A 14,590-nucleotide genomic window follows, 5' to 3' on the forward strand; every position below is an offset into this window, starting at 1 on the left:
GATGTCCGTACTGCCGTACCTGGTAGCCGCGTGGATCTTCCTCGTGGGCTGCTACGGGCTCGCCACCAGCCGCAATCTCCTCCACGCGGTCGGCTGCCTGGCCGTGTGCCAGTCGTCCACGTACGTGCTGCTGCTCGCCGTCGGCTACCGCGACGGCGGCACCGCCCCCGTCTTCTCCGACCTGGCACCGGGCTCCCGCCCGGTCGTCGACCCCGTCGTCCAGGCCCTCGCGCTCACGGACGTCGTGGTCGGCGCCACCCTCACCGCGCTGCTGCTCGCCCTGGTCATCCAGGTCTCCAAGCGGCACGGCACGGTGGATCCCGACGAGCTGTCCGAGCTGCGCGGGTGAACCAGCTCCTGCCGCTGATCGTGGCGTCGCCGCTGCTGGGGGCGGCCCTCCTCGTCGCGACCGGCCGCGGGCTCCGACGGATCGTGGCCGAGACCGTGGGGTGCGCCGTCGCCGCGGGCACGGCGGGCCTCGCCGTGTACCTCCTCGTGGCGTCCTCCTCGCGTCCGCTGATCGAATGGGCCGGCGGGTGGACACCGCGGCACGGGCACAGCGTGGGGATCGTGCTCGTCGGGGACAGGATCGCCCTCGGGCTCGCCACCCTGATCTCCCTGCTGGTCGTCGCCGTACTGGCCTACTCCTGGCGGTACTTCGAAGAACCGCCGCAGCAGCAGACCGGGACCTTCCCCGCGCTGGTGCTCCTCTTCCAGGCCGGCATGTGCGGATTCGTTCTCACCGGCGACCTGTTCAACGCGTTTGTCTTCTTCGAGCTGATGAGCGTCGTCGCCTACGCCCTGACCGGCTACCGCGTCGAGGAGGCCAAGGCGGTCCAGGGCGCGCTCACCTTCGGCATCGTCAACTCGCTGGGCGCGTACGTCACTCTGACCGGCCTCGTGCTGCTGTACGCGCGCACCGGCGAGCTGGGCATGCGGCAGATCGGCGCACAGCTCGACGCCCGGGGCGGGCCCGACGCGCTGGTCCTCGTGGCCTTCGCCCTCGTCCTGACCGGGCTGCTCGTCAAAGCCGCCGCCGTCCCCTTCCACTTCTGGCTCCCCGACGCCCACGCCGTGGCCCCCACCCCGGTCTGCATGCTGCTGTCCGGCGTGATGGTCGAGCTGGGCGTGTACGGCGTGGGGCGCGTGTACTGGACCATCTTCGCCGGGCCCGGCGGTGTGGCGTCCTCCGACGCGGAACGCGCCCTGGTCACGCTGGGCACCGCGTCCGCCCTGGTCGGAGCCGTCATGTGCTGGCAACAGCGCCACCTCAAAAGGCTGCTGGCCTACTCGACCGTCGCCCACACCGGCCTCTTCCTCGTCGGCCTCGGCCTGCTCGGCCCCGACTCCACGACCGGCATCGCCCTCTACGTACTCGCCCACGCGGGGGTGAAGGCGGCCCTGTTCGCCTGCGTCGGCATCCTGCTGGACCGGTACGGCAGCGTCGACGCGCACGAACTCCACGGCAGGGCCCGGCGGCTGCCGCTGGTGGCGGGGCTGTTCACGGCGGGCGGGCTGGCCCTCGCCGGACTGCCCCCGTTCGGTACGGCCCTGGGCAAAGCGCTCACCGAGGAGGCCGCGGGCACCCCGCTGACCGTCCTCTTCGTCGGCGTGTCGGCGCTCACCGGGGGAGCGGTGCTGCGCGTCGCGGCCGGGGTCTTCGGCGGCTGGGGACCCCGGCCCGTGGGCGACGAGACGTACGAGACCCATGGTGAGCGAGAGAAACCGGAGACCAGCGGGACCTTCGGACGCGTGCCCGACACCATGCTGGCGGTCCCGGCCGCCCTGCTCGCCGGGGGTCTCGTCGTGGGAGTCGTCCCGGCCATCGCCACCCAGGTCGGGCGCGCCGTGGACGAGGCACTGCCCGGTACGGCGTCGGTCGCGCCGGAATGGACGACCACGGGCGTGCTGCTGGGGCTCCTCTCCGCCGTCCTCGCCGTGGTCATCGGCACGTACGCGGTCCTCCGCCCCCCCGGCGCCACCGCACGCGACTGGACCGCGCCGCTGCGCCGCCTCCACTCCGGGCACATCGGGGACTATGTCGCCTGGCTGCTGGTGGGCATGGCTCTGCTCGGCGCGCTCACCTTTCCCGGCTACCTCGCGAGTTGAGCGGGGCGGGGTCCGGAGCGGGCATCGGGGCCGGTCCGGACCCGTGTCCGAGGCCGGGCTCAGGGCCGGGCTCACGGCCGGGTTCGGAGGCGGGTTCGGAGGCGGGTTCAGGGCCGCGATCAGGGCCGGGACCGAGGACGCGCCGAATTGCGGTCGACCGGGAGATGACCCAGTCGGAGATCGGTGAGACACTGGTGGTCTCGCAGACGCATGCCGCTTAAGGCTGCTCTCGCGCACCCTCACCCAGCTCCGTACGGGGACGCCCACCGACCGGTGGGCGATCAGTGAGTGATCATTGACCGGCCACGCCGAGCACAGGCGACGTGTGGCCGTGCCTGACGGGGAATGATGAGGGAGACAGCTTGCCAGCGGGTCGACCGGCATTCAGGCCGCGCGTCCGCTCGACTATCCGAACGGTTGTGCATGCCTTCTTCACCGTCGCGCCAGGATCCGTCGCAGGAACCGGCCGCCGAGGGCGCGCTGAACGCGCGCCCGCAGCACCACGACATCTTTCTTGAGCCCCGCTACACCGTTGAACTGCCGCCGCTCCCTGAGGACGAGATGGACGGCGAGAGCGAGAGCTTCTTCGTGAGACCCCCTGTTCCGGTACGCCGCCGCACCTCCGCCCCGCGCCGCTCGTAGGAGCCGCCCCATGACCGGCACGGAATCGGGTAAGCGATCGGGTATGGAATTGGACCCTTCGGGGGACGGCGACCGTCCTCTGCTCGATGGCTTGACCGTGGACGACCGGCGCCCGGAGCAGCCGGTGCTGCTCGACGGCCAGGGGCGGGCCGTCCGGACGTGGCGCGAGAACTACCCGTACGACCGCAAGGTGGGGCGGGCGGAGTACGACAGGTCCAAGCGTGTCCTCCAGATCGAGCTGCTCAAGCTCCAGCGGTGGGTGAAGGACACCGGCCAGCGGGTTGTCGTGGTGTGCGAGGGGCGGGACGCGGCAGGCAAGGGCGGCACGATCCAGCGGTTCACCGAGCGGCTCAACCCCCGCGGGGCCCGCGTGGTCGCCCTGGAGAAGCCGACCGAACGCGAAGCCGGCCAGTGGTACTTCCAGCGGTACGTCGGCCACCTCCCGTCCGCCGGGGAGATCGTCTTCTTCGACCGCTCCTGGTACAACCGGGCGGGCGTGGAGCGCGTGATGGGCTTCTGCACCCCCGACGAGTACCGGCAATTCCTCCGGCAGGCCCCGCTGTTCGAGCGGATGCTCACCGAGGACGGCATCCTGCTGGTGAAGTTCTGGTTCTCGGTCTCCCGTACGGAACAGCGCACCCGGTTCGCGATCCGCCAGATCGATCCCGTACGGCAGTGGAAGCTGTCGCCGACCGACCTCGCCTCGCTGGACCTCTGGGACGAGTACACGGCCGCCAAGATCGACATGTTCCGGGCGACCGACACGGCTGCGGCGCCCTGGACGGTCGTGAAGAGCAACGACAAGAAGCGCGGCCGGCTGGAGGCGATGCGCAGCCTGCTCCGGCGCTTCGACTACGCGAACAAGGACGACAAGGTGGTCGGGGAGCCGGATCCGCTGATCGTGGGCCCGGCGGACACCCTGCTGGAGCCGGGGGAGGAGAGCACGGACCTCTCGCCCACCCCGCTCGCCGACCGCATAGAAGGACCGGGCGACCATCCGTCCGAATGATCCGGCGGCGTGATCCGGGGCGCGGGGCCCGGGGCCCGGGGCAGGACGTCCCGGGCCCCGGGCCGAGTCCTTGTGTGAGGCCCCCGGGCCGAGTCTCTGTGTGAGGCCCCGGGCCGTGGCCGTGTGTGAGGCCCCCGGCCGTCCGGTCAGGAGACCTCCGGCCACGTGATCCGGTAGTACTTCAGCTCCTCGTCCTCCGACACCAGACGCATCCCGGCCGCGCTCATGACGTGATGGGACGCGACGTTGTCCTGGTCCGCGTCGCCGTCCACCCGCGTGATGCCCCGCGACCTCGCGAAACGGAGCAGCTCGCGCAGCGCCTCGGAGGCGTACCCCCGGCCCTGCGCCGAGGGGATCAGGCCGTAGCCGATCGTGACCGTACGGTCCTCGTCGGGGGCTCCGTGGAAGCCCAGGCCGCCCACCGCCCGGCCGTCCTCGCGCCGACGGATCTCGTACGCCCCGAACGGCTGGGGATCCCCGGTGATCGCGCAGGTCGTCAGGAAGCGCCTGGCCCCGACCATGTCCCCGTCGGCGGGATAGCCCGGCGCCCACCGCTCCTCGCCGTCCGGCTCTCCCGCGGCCACCCGCTCGGCCTCCATGACACTCAACGGATGCAGTACCAGCCGCTCTGTCACAAGATCGTCCATGACAGGGAGGACTATCACGGGACGGCGCGGTGTGTCACCGGCGCCTCCGGGCGTCAACAGGGCGTCAACGTACGGCGGGAGACCGCCAGGGTCCTGTCAGGCCTGCGGCCGCGCGAGCCGTACGGGCCGCGGAGGAGCACCCTGGAAGGGAGGCCGGTTCCCGGCCCCGCGAGAACCGAAGAGGTGCATCATGACTTTCCCCCTGCGCAACCGTGTCGCACTGGGGCTGGGCGCCGGGCTGATCGTGTCCCAACTGGCCCTCTACGTAAGGAGGTTGCGCGTCATCGCGGCGGCCGACGCAGGGTATCTGCGACGCCTCCACGACACCGCCGAGCTGTCGCAGGCCGCGGGCGCTCCCGACGCCGTGGTCGACCAGGTCGGCCGCCAGCTGGCCGACACATTGGCGCTGCGGGGCTGGCGGTTCGAGTACGGCAACCTCATGGGCCATCCCGCGCGGCTGGCGCAGGACGGCGAGGTGATCGTGGACCGGCAGCCGTGGGACCTGGAGCGGCGCGGCTGGCCGGAGGGCGAGATCGAGCTGCGCGCGGCGGCCAACGGCCACTACTGCGGCCGTTTCATGATCCTGCCCGCGTCCGGGGCCGTACCGTCCCGGCAGGTACGACTGGTCGCCGTGACGCTCGCGGACCACGCGGGGGCCGCGCTGGACACGGCGAGGCCGGTGGCTGATCGCTGACCGGGGAGCGTGGTCCCGGGGCGCCTTCTCCACGCCGGGGCGTAAGGAATCTGTCAAAGCTGTCGCGGCGACCGTAAGGGACCCGTCAACGGCCCGGCACGCCCTCCGGAAGCGGGGTTGGCTGTGGATCCATGGGACGTGGCAGACGCGGCAGGCTGAGGATCTATCTGGGTGCGGCGCCCGGTGTCGGCAAGACGTACGCGATGCTCTCCGAGGCCCACCGCCGGGTCGAGCGCGGTACGGACTGTGTGGTGGCCCTGGTCGAGCACCACGGCCGGCCGCGTACGGAAGTCATGCTGCACGGCCTGGAGGAGATCCCGCGCCGGGAGCTGGAGTACCGGGGCACGGTCTTCACCGAGATGGACGTGGACGCCGTCCTGGAGCGCGATCCGGCTGTCGCGCTCGTGGACGAGATGGCCCACACCAACGTCCCCGGCTCCCGCAACGACAAGCGCTGGCAGGACATCGAGCAGCTGCTCGACGCGGGGATCGACGTGGTGTCCACCGTCAACATCCAGCATCTGGAGTCGCTGGGGGACGTGGTCGAGTCGATAACGGGGGTACGGCAGCGGGAGACGGTGCCGGACGAGGTGGTGCGGCGGGCGGACCAGATCGAGCTGGTCGACATGTCCCCGCAGGCGCTGCGGCGCCGCATGGCCCACGGCAACATCTACCAGCCGGACAAACTCGACGCGGCCCTGTCGAACTACTTCCGGCCCGGGAATCTGACGGCGCTGCGTGAGCTGGCGCTGCTGTGGGTGGCGGACCGGGTGGACGAATACCTCCAGGTGTACCGGGGCGAGCACAACATCCGTTCCACCTGGCAGGCCCGCGAGCGCATCGTCGTGGGGATCACGGGCGGGCCCGAGGGCCGTACGCTCATCCGCCGCGCGGCCCGCCTCGCCGAGAAGGGCGCGGGCGGCGAGGTGCTCGCGGTGTACATCGCGCGCAGCGACGGGCTGACGTCCGCGTCCCCGAAGGAACTGACCGTCCAGCGCACGCTGGCCGAGGACCTCGGCGGCACGTTCCACCACGTTGTCGGCGACGACGTGCCGCACGCGCTGCTCGACTTCGCGCGCGGGGTCAACGCCACGCAGATCGTGCTGGGCTCCAGCCGCCGCAAGACCTGGCAGTACCTGTTCGGTCCCGGCGTCGGCACGACGGTCGCCCGGGAGTCGGGCCCCGACCTCGACGTCCACATCGTCACGCACGGCGAGGTGGCGAAGGGGCGCGGGCTGCCGGCCGCCCGTGGGGCACGCCTCGGACGCTCCCGGATCATCTGGGGGTGGCTGGCGGGGGTGGCGGGACCGGCGCTGCTCACGCTGCTGCTCAACCAGGTGGCTCCCGAGGTGGGCCTCGCCAACGACATGCTGCTGTTCCTCGCCTTGACGGTGGCCGCGGCCCTGCTCGGCGGGCTGGTCCCGGCCCTGGCCTCGGCCGCCTTCGGATCGCTGCTGCTGAACTACTACTTCACCCCACCGCTGCACCAGCTGACCGTCGCCAACCCGAAGAACATCGTCGCCATCGTGATCTTCGTGGCGGTCGCGGTGTCGGTGGCGTCGGTGGTGGACCTGGCGGCGCGTCGTACCCACCAGGCGGCGCGATTGCGGGCGGAGTCGGAGATCCTGTCGTTCCTGGCAGGCAGTGTGCTGCGCGGGGAGACCACACTCGACGCCCTGCTGGAGCGGGTGCGCGAGACGTTCGCGATGGAGTCGGTGGCCCTCCTGGAGCGGGAGAGCGAGATCACTCCGTGGACCTGCGCGGGCCGGGTGGGCACCACCCGCCGCGTCGACCGCCCCGAGGACGCGGACGTGGACATGCCGGTGGGGGACCACATGGCGCTGGCGCTGTCGGGTCGGGTGCTGCCGGCGGAGGACCGGCGGGTGCTGGCGGCTTTCGCGGCGCAGGCGGCGGTGGTGCTGGACCGGCAGCGGCTGGTGGGGGAGGCCGAGCACGCGCGGGCGCTGGCGGAGGGCAACCGGATCCGTACGGCGCTGCTCGCGGCGGTCAGCCACGACCTCCGTACCCCGCTGGCGGGCATCAAGGCGTCGGTCACCTCACTGCGCTCGGACGACGTGGAGTGGTCGGAGGAGGACCGGGCGGAGCTGCTGGAGGGCATCGAGAACGGCGCCGACCGCCTGGATCACCTGGTGGGGAACCTCCTGGACATGTCCCGCCTCCAGACCGGAACCGTCACCCCCCTGATCCGCGAGATAGATCTGGACGAGGTGGTCCCGATGGCGCTGGGCGGCGTACCGGACGGGAGTGTGATCCTGGACGTCCCGGAGGACCTGCCGATGGTGGCCGTCGACCCGGGCCTCCTGGAGCGCGCGGTCGCCAACATCGTGGAGAACGCCGTGAAGTACAGCCCCGGCGGCGTACGGGTGCTGGTCACGGCGGGGACCATCGCCGGCCGGGTGGAGCTGCGGGTGGTGGACCGGGGGCCGGGTGTCCCTGACGACGCCAAGGACCGGATCTTCGAACCCTTCCAGCGCCATGGCGACGCACCGCGCGGCGCCGGGGTCGGCCTCGGCCTCGCGGTCGCCCGCGGCTTCGCCGAGGCGATGAGCGGCACCCTCGCCGCCGAGGACACCCCCGGCGGCGGCATGACGATGATCCTCACACTGCGCCCGGCGGCAAACCACCGCCCCACACTCCCGACCTCCCGGCAACCGCCGTGTCCTGAGGATGTCCCTGCCCGTCAGCGTGCCCAGCGCCTCGAGCAGGACCTGTGCCCCGAGCACGGCAGCAGGCCCGGACACTCCGACATCTGCCCGGAGCGCGGGTGCCGGGTCCTGCTGGCCAGCCGGGCCCTGGAAGGACGGCCGGTGCATGCCGTGCCGTGAGGAAGCCGCCGACCGGGCCCCCGTAGCGTCCGTCGTGGGAGTCCACCGGGTCTGCTCCGACCGGGACAGGAAGGTCCCGCGCGGCCGCACATCCCTGCCGAGCCGGACGGTGTGCGCCCGCCACCGGGCCCAGGTGGCCTGATGTCCCAAAGAACCGCAGCTCCACCGCATCGGTCTGGCCCGGGCCGACCTCGGGGCCGCGCAAAAGGCGGCCCGCAAGAACGGCAGCCGCACGCAACATCCCACGCCCCACACCGTGCGGTGGCCAGGCGCGAGGGGAGCGATTCGATGGGCCTGGGCGACGTCCCCACGGGGGCGGTGACCGTGGGGACGTCCCATCGATCGCCCCAAGCGAGCGCAAGAGAATCGGAATCGGGTGGACGTCGCCGAGATACTGCCCTCATGGCCGTGACCCAGCAGCTCGCCCGCATTCCGGCGGTGTATCTCGCCGCGTGTCGCCTGTCGGCCGGCGCGTCATCGGACGCTGATCCTCGCTGGGATCCGCCGGAATCCGCCGGAATCCGACGTGCTGGACCTGGACTGGGCCCCGGCCTTGCTTGCACGCCTGGGCGAGGTGTCCGGGCTCGATGAGGTTCGCCTGGACGCTCTCCACGAGGCCACCGAAGGCGACACCGCTCTCGAGCTGGGTTTCCTCAACACGCACCCGCACGCCATCGGCCCGTTCGGACCTACCCCTACGGCCCTGTCCAGCGCTCAAGTGACGCGTGTCTCCGAACTGCTCGACCAGATCGACATGCATTCCCTCCTGACCGCCCTGCCCACCGACAACCACGCAACGGGATACCTGATCGGCCACGGGGCGGACCACATCATCGGAGGCCTGCGCGAGTACCTGCTGAAGCACTTCAACGCCCTGCGGGACTTCTACCTCGACGCAGCGAAGCGCCACCTGCTCATCGTGCTCTGGTGGGACTGACCCTGGACCAAGCCGATGCGACTCTCTCCCCACTCCGCCTCGCCCTCCGGGTGCTCCGCCGCAGAGGCCGTCGCGGTTGAGGTGTGACCGGACGCCGGCGTCATCCGAGGGATTAACTCAGGAGACCATCCCCGCAGGCGCGGGGAGCAGATGTCACCGCCGTTCAGAGGAGGGCGGGGGGTGTTGGGACCATCCCCGTAGGTATGGGGAGCCGCCGCGGCCAGTAACTGCCGGCCCCCGCCAGGCGGTTTGCTGCTCCACTGCCTCCGTGTCAACGTCGTGCAGCCAGAGGCCATCGTCCTCGGCTCGGGCCGTGTCGAGTCGGCGCTTCCTGCTCACTGCCAGGCCGCCGGTTCACCGTTATCGCACCCGATGCCGGGGCCTCGGCGGCCGGCGGGTAGACCTGCACGGCCGACGGCGCGCACTCCCCCGACCAGATCGACCGCGGCCGCGATGAGCCGGGCATGCCGGGTACCGCCTCGACGGCGAGAGAAGTTCCGCCATGTCGCGTCTCCAAAGTTGCGTCCGTGTCGCGCTTGTTCGTGGATCGACTTTCTATTGTGGGATGAACGATCTCGATCTTACGGAGTTACGGCGGCTTTGAGCGTTTCGGCCAGTTGTTTGATCTCGGCCGGGTCGCTGGTTCCCTCGACGGTCACGCTTTTATCCCCCACCACGATCTTCACGGTACTGGTTGTTCCCCGCGAGCGGCACCACCGATTCACGACATCAATCGCTCCGGGAATCCCCAGAGCGCCGGAAACGACGATTGCAAGAACGTCGAGAGTCGTGCCGAGCTCACCCGCACGGATTTCTCCCGGTTCCCACTCTGCCCGGCCTATTCCGCGCATCGAGGGGTCCCGGTTGATGAATATCCGCAAACCGTCCGGCACTCTGTTCCCGTTGGTGGCCGTAACGGTCAGAACGATACCTGTCATGTTCTCCCCCAAGGATTCGTCATGAGTGGGAGTTTGCCGCCATTGGTGCGGATCTGCCGGTCCGGGAGGGGCCAGCCGCGTTGCTCGAAGACGCCTCGCACGTGGCGGAAGAGATCGTCAATCTCGATTGTTTCACCCGCGTTGGGGATTCCTTCGGAAAGCGCTTTGATGATCTCGCCGGTGAATGACGTGTATTCCCCGTCCGCAGGGGCGAGCGAGGTATTGGCATTGTCCGAGGACGTCATCACGTACGAGCCCTCAACGGCCAGCGACCCCTGCACGCCCCCTGACAGGAGGTCCAGGGCAGCCCCGCTGTAGCAGGCATCGAGGACCACGATTCGGGCTGCTACCTGGCTGTCCGCCAGCTGCTCGCGGATCGTGGCGAACGGAAGCGCCGACCATGACTTGCGCTGGTCGGATCCCACCAGGCCCAGCAGGAGCCGCCCGAAGGGGTCCATCCAGCCATGCCCCGCGTAATAGACAATAAGCCCCCCAGAAACCGGATCGATGGCCAGACGGGCCTCCTCGATCGCATCATGAACGGCTGCCGCAGATTCCGGGTTCTCTACCCGATAGATGTTCTTTTCCAGAATTCCAAGCCCTCTGGCCAATACTTCATTGAGGGCAGCCAAATTGTTCGCGATGCTCGGGACATCGTTGAGATATGCATACTGAGACGTTCCCACCAGGACGGCCGCACCCTCCTTCCATCTGGGTAGATGGGTGGGCGGATTGGATATCTCTGGGTCGGGAAGATCCTCTATGCGTTGGATTTCGATGGGGGTGAAGGAGGTAATTGCCGTTGGCGGCACGATTGTGTGCGCCACCCTCTTTCCAGGTTTGATTTGTCTGGTCATTAGGTATAGCTCGCTGCGGAGCAATCCAGCTTCGCTACCGGTCAGGGTGGCGGCCTTTATTATCTCCTCCCCGTAAGTGATTTGCGCCCGACTCCGAGATCGGCTGTATTCTGACCTGAACTCTTCCGGCTCGGTCCTCAGATATTCATCCGGGCTGAGTTCGGTATGCGGAAGGCGTGATCGCAACCTGGGGTAGTTGGCAGCGGTCCGGAAAATTCGATAACTCGCTGACGTCGCCCTGCTATACAGCGCTTGAGCGAGGTACGCCCCGTCGCGTGCCACTTGTTGGGGGTCAGGGATGCCGGAGTCGGGCAGCCAGTCGGGCGGCCGGGCCCACGAGATGTGGTCGTCCTCCGGTGGTTTCCCCCATCGTTCGATCCAGCCAGCTTCGTCCACCCGTCCGTCCCCTCTGCGCAGCCCCAGCGGCCGGTGCGGCGGGGCCCGGCCCGCCGCCCGGTCCGTCGATTACAGCATGCCGCAGGGCCTCACTGAACGTGTTTGCCGACTTCGTCAACGTATAGGCAAATAAGCCGCTCAATAGCTGATTTGCGGCAGGAGTCGGGGGCTGGACTTTGTCGGCTGACGCTCGGCAGGGACGGAGCGTCGACCGGGGATGCGCGGGTCCGCGGGGTTGGGTCTGGCGGGGATTGGACCCGCCGTGACCACGTAGTGAGGTTGTTGAGGTGCTCGGGGCGAGGGTCTCTTTGAGTGACTGGCCCGTGGCGGGGGCGTCGTCGCGTCCCGGACGCCGTCACACCTCGGAGATTCGGCCGCCGTCCAGTTCGCGCGCGTCGAGCGGCAGCCTCAGGGCGTTGCGTCTGCTTGCCGTTTCCAGGTCGTGCTGCATCGGTGGGGGCGGCACCGTCAGTACCGGACAGGCCGCGTGGGCGACGCAGTACCGTGCCACCGAGGGGAACAGGGCGCGGTGCAGCAGGCCCCGGTGTCCCGTGCCGACCACCAGCAGGTCGTCCTCGCGCGAGGCGATGTGGACCAGTGCCCGGCCGGGAGTGCCGCGGCTGACGAGCCCGTCCACCGGCACGCCGGGGCCGGCGTTCCCGAAGGCGTTTCGCAGGGCCGTGGCCAGCTCCAGGCCCGCCGCGCGGCGGCATGCCTCCAGCAGCGGGACGGACGGCAGATAGCCGTGCTGGGTGAATTCGGCGGGCGGTGGGTCCCAGGCGAGTACGGCCCACAGCTGTCCGCCCGTCCGGCGGGCCTCGGCCGCCGCCCGGTGCAGGGCCGCGAGACTGCCCAGCGACCCGTTCACCCCCACCACCACACGCCGGTCGTTCGACGGGGGCCTGCCCGATGGGTGCATGGCACTCACACTCCTCGCCGGCGCCGCGTGCGCCGGGGTACCCCTCCATTGAACAGCCGTCCGGGGTGGGTCCGCGAGGTGGCGGCCCTTTCCTGACGCGTCACTGGCGCGTCCCCGGCCGCCGGACCCCCGTCACCGCAGGGGGAACGGCACACCCCGCTCGGCGTCGGGGCGGGGACCGAAGATCCGGCGCTCGCCCTCCCCGATGGCCACGTCGTTGATGCTGGCCTCCCGGCGTGACATGAGGCCGTTCTCGTCGAACTCCCACAGCTCGTTCCCGTAACTGCGCCACCACTGACCCGCCGCGTCATGGCTCTCGTACTGGAAACGCACGGCGATGTGGTCGCCGTCGAACGACCACAGCTCCTTGCGCAGCGCGTAGTCCAGCTCCCGCGCCCACTTCGCCGTCAGCAACTCCACGATGGCGGGCCGTCCGGTGACAAACGTGTCGCGATTGCGCCACCGCGAGTCCTCCGTGTAGGCCAGCGACACCCGCTCGGGATCGCGGGTGTTCCACGCGTCCTCGGCGGCCTGGACCTTCTGCCTGGCCGTGTCGGGGGTGAAGGGAGGAAGCGGCGGTCGGGTGGTCATGTGGCGTCCTTGGGGGAGGGCCGGAGAGGGCCGGAGAGGGCCGGAGTGTGACGGGCGGCCGGAGGAGGGTGGGAAAAGCCTGGGGAGAACCAACGTTCTCCCTCCTGCTGGTACCGTAGAGAACGTTGGTTCTCGGGTCAAGGAGTGATCAGGTGAAGGAGTGATCAAGTGAAGGACGGGGCCGCGGTCAGGTCGCAGGTGCTGGACGCCGCGGAACAGCTCTTCTACGGCCGGGGCATACAGACCGTCGGCATGGACGACATCCGTGGCGCTTCCGGCGTGTCGCTCAAGCGGCTCTACCAACTCTTCCCCGCCAAGGAGCAGTTGGTGGAGGCCTACTTGGAGCGGCGGGACATCGTGTGGCGGCGGCGGCTGGCCGACCGCGTGGACCGGGAGAGCGGTCCCCGCGAGCGTGTCCTGGCGGTCTTCGACCATCTCCACGCGTGGTTCGGCGAACCCGGCTTCCGGGGCTGCGCCTGGATCAATTCGTACGGCGAACTCGGCGCCACCTCCGCGCGCGTGGCCGCCCAGGCCCGTACGCACAAAACGGCCTTCCTGCGCTACCTGGAGGGGCTGGTGTCCGACGCGGGACTGCCCCTGAGCACGGCCGGGCAACTGCTGCTCCTCGCCGAGGGCGCCATGGTGACCGCCGGCATCTTCGGGACGCCGGAGCCCGCCCTCCGGGCGCGCGAGGCGGCGGCTCTGCTGATGGGTGCGGCGGACCGCTGAGTACGGTGGGGCTGCCCCGCTACCACCACCGACAGGAGCCGAGCCCTCCATGAAGATCATCGCCGCCGACGTCCTCGTCACCAGCCCCGGCCGCAACTTCGTCACCCTGCGCCTCACCACCGAGGACGGCGTCACGGGACTGGGTGACGGCACCCTGAACGGGCGGGAGTTGGCGGTCGAGAGCTATCTGCGCGCCCACGTCGCACCGCTGCTGATCGGCCGGGACGCCGGGCGTGTCGAGGACACCTGGCAGTACCTGTACCGGGGTGCCTACTGGCGCAGGGGCCCCGTCACGATGGCCGCCGTCGCGGCCGTGGACACCGCGCTGTGGGACATCAAGGCGAAGACGGCGGGCATGCCGCTCTACCAACTCCTCGGCGGCGCCTCCCGGTCGGGCGCCCTCGCCTACGGGCACGCGTCGGGCCGGGACGTGCCGGAGATCCTCGACTCCGTACGCGCCCACCTGGAGCGGGGCTACCGCGCCGTCCGGATCCAGTCCGGGATCCCGGGACTCGACTCGGTGTACGGCGTGGACGGGGCGGCGGCCGAGGCGCCGGCCGCGGTCGGCGGCCACCCGAGGCCCTTCGAGGAGGTCTGGGACACCCCCGCCTATCTGCGGCACATGCCCGGGGTCTTCGAGGCGGTCCGGGCGGAGTTCGGCCCCGCGCTGCCCCTCCTCCACGACGGTCACCACCGGATGACACCGATCCAGGCCGCCCGGCTGGGCAAGGACCTGGAGCCGTACGACCTGTTCTGGCTGGAGGACGTGACACCGGCCGAGGACCCCACCGCCCTGCGGCTCGTCAGGCAGCACACCACCACCCCGCTGGCCCTCGGCGAGGTCTTCAACTCCCTGCACGACTACGGCCCGTTGCTCAATGAGCGGCTGATCGACTACGTACGGTCGGCGGTCACGCACGTCGGGGGTGTCACCGCGATGCGCAAGCTGCTCGACCTCGCCGCGGTGTACGGCGTCAAGTCCGGCATCCACGGTCCCGCCGACATCTCCCCCGTCGGGATGGCGGCGGCGATCCATCTGGACCTGGCCGTGCACAACTTCGGCATCCAGGAGTACGCGCCGCACTCCGCGCGGACCCTGGAGGTGTTCCGGCCGTCCTACCGGTTCGCCGACGGGCTGCTGCACCCGTCCGACGAGCCCGGCCTCGGCGTGGAGTTCGACGAGGAGACCGCCGCCCGCTTCCCGTACGAACCGGCGTACCTGCCCGTCAACCGGCTGGGCGACGGCACGGTCCACGACTGGTAGCGAGCGGTCGGG

General features: G+C 70.2%; 14 protein-coding genes. 9 read left to right on the plus strand and 5 right to left on the minus strand.

All coding sequences use genetic code 11. The features are described 5' to 3' along the window. Position 1: 1 nt before the first annotated feature. The 4 genes from ACIO1C_RS12235 to ppk2 all read left to right on the plus strand — a co-directional run bounded on the left by ACIO1C_RS12235 (position 2) and on the right by ppk2 (position 3,760). On the plus strand, positions 2-349 hold the full coding sequence (locus ACIO1C_RS12235; protein WP_327238171.1) for a sodium:proton antiporter: 348 nt from the start codon (positions 2-4) through the stop codon (positions 347-349). Beyond that, entirely contained in the window at positions 346-2,109 is a 1,764-nt protein-coding gene (locus ACIO1C_RS12240) for a complex I subunit 5 family protein (protein WP_401861626.1), read from the plus strand. The genes ACIO1C_RS12235 and ACIO1C_RS12240 overlap by 4 nt, the downstream gene beginning before the upstream one ends. Before the next feature lie 423 nt (positions 2,110-2,532). Further along, positions 2,533-2,751: a hypothetical protein gene (locus tag ACIO1C_RS12245; protein WP_327238173.1), complete on the plus strand. Its 219-nt coding sequence runs from the start codon at positions 2,533-2,535 to the stop codon at positions 2,749-2,751. A gap of 43 nt (positions 2,752-2,794) precedes the next feature. Beyond that, positions 2,795-3,760, plus strand: a complete 966-nt coding sequence (gene ppk2 / locus ACIO1C_RS12250) for a polyphosphate kinase 2 (protein ID WP_401861628.1) — start codon at positions 2,795-2,797, stop codon at positions 3,758-3,760. Positions 3,761-3,906: 146 nt separating this feature from the next. Here the strand turns inward: ppk2 and ACIO1C_RS12255 are convergent, their stop codons facing one another. Further along, positions 3,907-4,407 (minus strand): GNAT family N-acetyltransferase, encoded by a 501-nt coding sequence (locus tag ACIO1C_RS12255; protein WP_401861630.1) that lies wholly within the window; start codon positions 4,405-4,407, stop codon positions 3,907-3,909. Positions 4,408-4,597: 190 nt separating this feature from the next. On the opposite strand from ACIO1C_RS12255, the gene ACIO1C_RS12260 reads away from it, so the two are divergent. The 3 genes from ACIO1C_RS12260 to ACIO1C_RS12270 all read left to right on the plus strand — a co-directional run bounded on the left by ACIO1C_RS12260 (position 4,598) and on the right by ACIO1C_RS12270 (position 8,884). Beyond that, positions 4,598-5,101, plus strand: coding sequence for a hypothetical protein (locus ACIO1C_RS12260; protein ID WP_401861632.1), 504 nt, complete (start codon positions 4,598-4,600; stop codon positions 5,099-5,101). Positions 5,102-5,232: 131 nt separating this feature from the next. Continuing rightward, positions 5,233-7,947, plus strand: a complete 2,715-nt coding sequence (locus ACIO1C_RS12265; RefSeq protein ID WP_401861635.1) for an ATP-binding protein — start codon at positions 5,233-5,235, stop codon at positions 7,945-7,947. Between the two features lie 526 nt (positions 7,948-8,473). After that, positions 8,474-8,884: a DUF1877 domain-containing protein gene (locus tag ACIO1C_RS12270; protein ID WP_401861638.1), complete on the plus strand. Its 411-nt coding sequence runs from the start codon at positions 8,474-8,476 to the stop codon at positions 8,882-8,884. A 581-nt stretch (positions 8,885-9,465) separates the two neighbouring features. Here the strand turns inward: ACIO1C_RS12270 and ACIO1C_RS12275 are convergent. From ACIO1C_RS12275 to ACIO1C_RS12290, 4 genes are all read right to left on the minus strand, one after another. Further along, positions 9,466-9,822: a hypothetical protein gene (locus tag ACIO1C_RS12275; RefSeq protein WP_401861640.1), complete on the minus strand. Its 357-nt coding sequence runs from the start codon at positions 9,820-9,822 to the stop codon at positions 9,466-9,468. Beyond that, entirely contained in the window at positions 9,819-11,075 is a 1,257-nt protein-coding gene (locus ACIO1C_RS12280) for a caspase domain-containing protein (protein WP_401861642.1), read from the minus strand. Before ACIO1C_RS12280 ends, ACIO1C_RS12275 begins: the two co-directional genes overlap by 4 nt. A 355-nt stretch (positions 11,076-11,430) precedes the next feature. After that, the gene (locus tag ACIO1C_RS12285; protein ID WP_401861645.1) at positions 11,431-11,994 is read right to left on the minus strand and encodes a universal stress protein; all 564 of its coding nucleotides are present in this window, start codon (positions 11,992-11,994) and stop codon (positions 11,431-11,433) included. A gap of 132 nt (positions 11,995-12,126) precedes the next feature. Further along, positions 12,127-12,585, minus strand: a complete 459-nt coding sequence (locus ACIO1C_RS12290) for a DUF1348 family protein (protein ID WP_401861648.1) — start codon at positions 12,583-12,585, stop codon at positions 12,127-12,129. A gap of 168 nt (positions 12,586-12,753) precedes the next feature. On the opposite strand from ACIO1C_RS12290, the gene ACIO1C_RS12295 reads away from it, so the two are divergent. Continuing rightward, entirely contained in the window at positions 12,754-13,314 is a 561-nt protein-coding gene (locus ACIO1C_RS12295; RefSeq protein ID WP_401861651.1) for a TetR/AcrR family transcriptional regulator, read from the plus strand. Between the two features lie 49 nt (positions 13,315-13,363). After that, positions 13,364-14,578: a D-mannonate dehydratase ManD gene (gene manD, locus ACIO1C_RS12300; protein WP_401861654.1), complete on the plus strand. Its 1,215-nt coding sequence runs from the start codon at positions 13,364-13,366 to the stop codon at positions 14,576-14,578. Positions 14,579-14,590 lie beyond the last annotated feature (12 nt).

It is taken from the genome of Streptomyces sp. NPDC087420 (genome assembly GCF_044744165.1).
Lineage (GTDB): Bacteria > Actinomycetota > Actinomycetes > Streptomycetales > Streptomycetaceae > Streptomyces.

Bases quoted from the DNA above. Each gene is read 5' to 3' on its own strand.
- ACIO1C_RS12235 (WP_327238171.1), top strand. From the start codon at position 2: ATGTCCGTACTGCCGTACCTGGTAGCCGCGTGGATCTTCCTCGTGGGC.
- ACIO1C_RS12245 (WP_327238173.1), top strand. From the start codon at position 2,533: ATGCCTTCTTCACCGTCGCGCCAGGATCCGTCGCAGGAACCGGCCGCC.
- ppk2 (WP_401861628.1), top strand. From the start codon at position 2,795: ATGGAATTGGACCCTTCGGGGGACGGCGACCGTCCTCTGCTCGATGGC.
- ACIO1C_RS12255 (WP_401861630.1), bottom strand. From the start codon at position 4,407: ATGGACGATCTTGTGACAGAGCGGCTGGTACTGCATCCGTTGAGTGTC.
- ACIO1C_RS12260 (WP_401861632.1), top strand. From the start codon at position 4,598: ATGACTTTCCCCCTGCGCAACCGTGTCGCACTGGGGCTGGGCGCCGGG.
- ACIO1C_RS12265 (WP_401861635.1), top strand. From the start codon at position 5,233: ATGGGACGTGGCAGACGCGGCAGGCTGAGGATCTATCTGGGTGCGGCG.
- ACIO1C_RS12275 (WP_401861640.1), bottom strand. From the start codon at position 9,822: ATGACAGGTATCGTTCTGACCGTTACGGCCACCAACGGGAACAGAGTG.
- ACIO1C_RS12285 (WP_401861645.1), bottom strand. From the start codon at position 11,994: ATGCACCCATCGGGCAGGCCCCCGTCGAACGACCGGCGTGTGGTGGTG.
- ACIO1C_RS12290 (WP_401861648.1), bottom strand. From the start codon at position 12,585: ATGACCACCCGACCGCCGCTTCCTCCCTTCACCCCCGACACGGCCAGG.
- manD (WP_401861654.1), top strand. From the start codon at position 13,364: ATGAAGATCATCGCCGCCGACGTCCTCGTCACCAGCCCCGGCCGCAAC.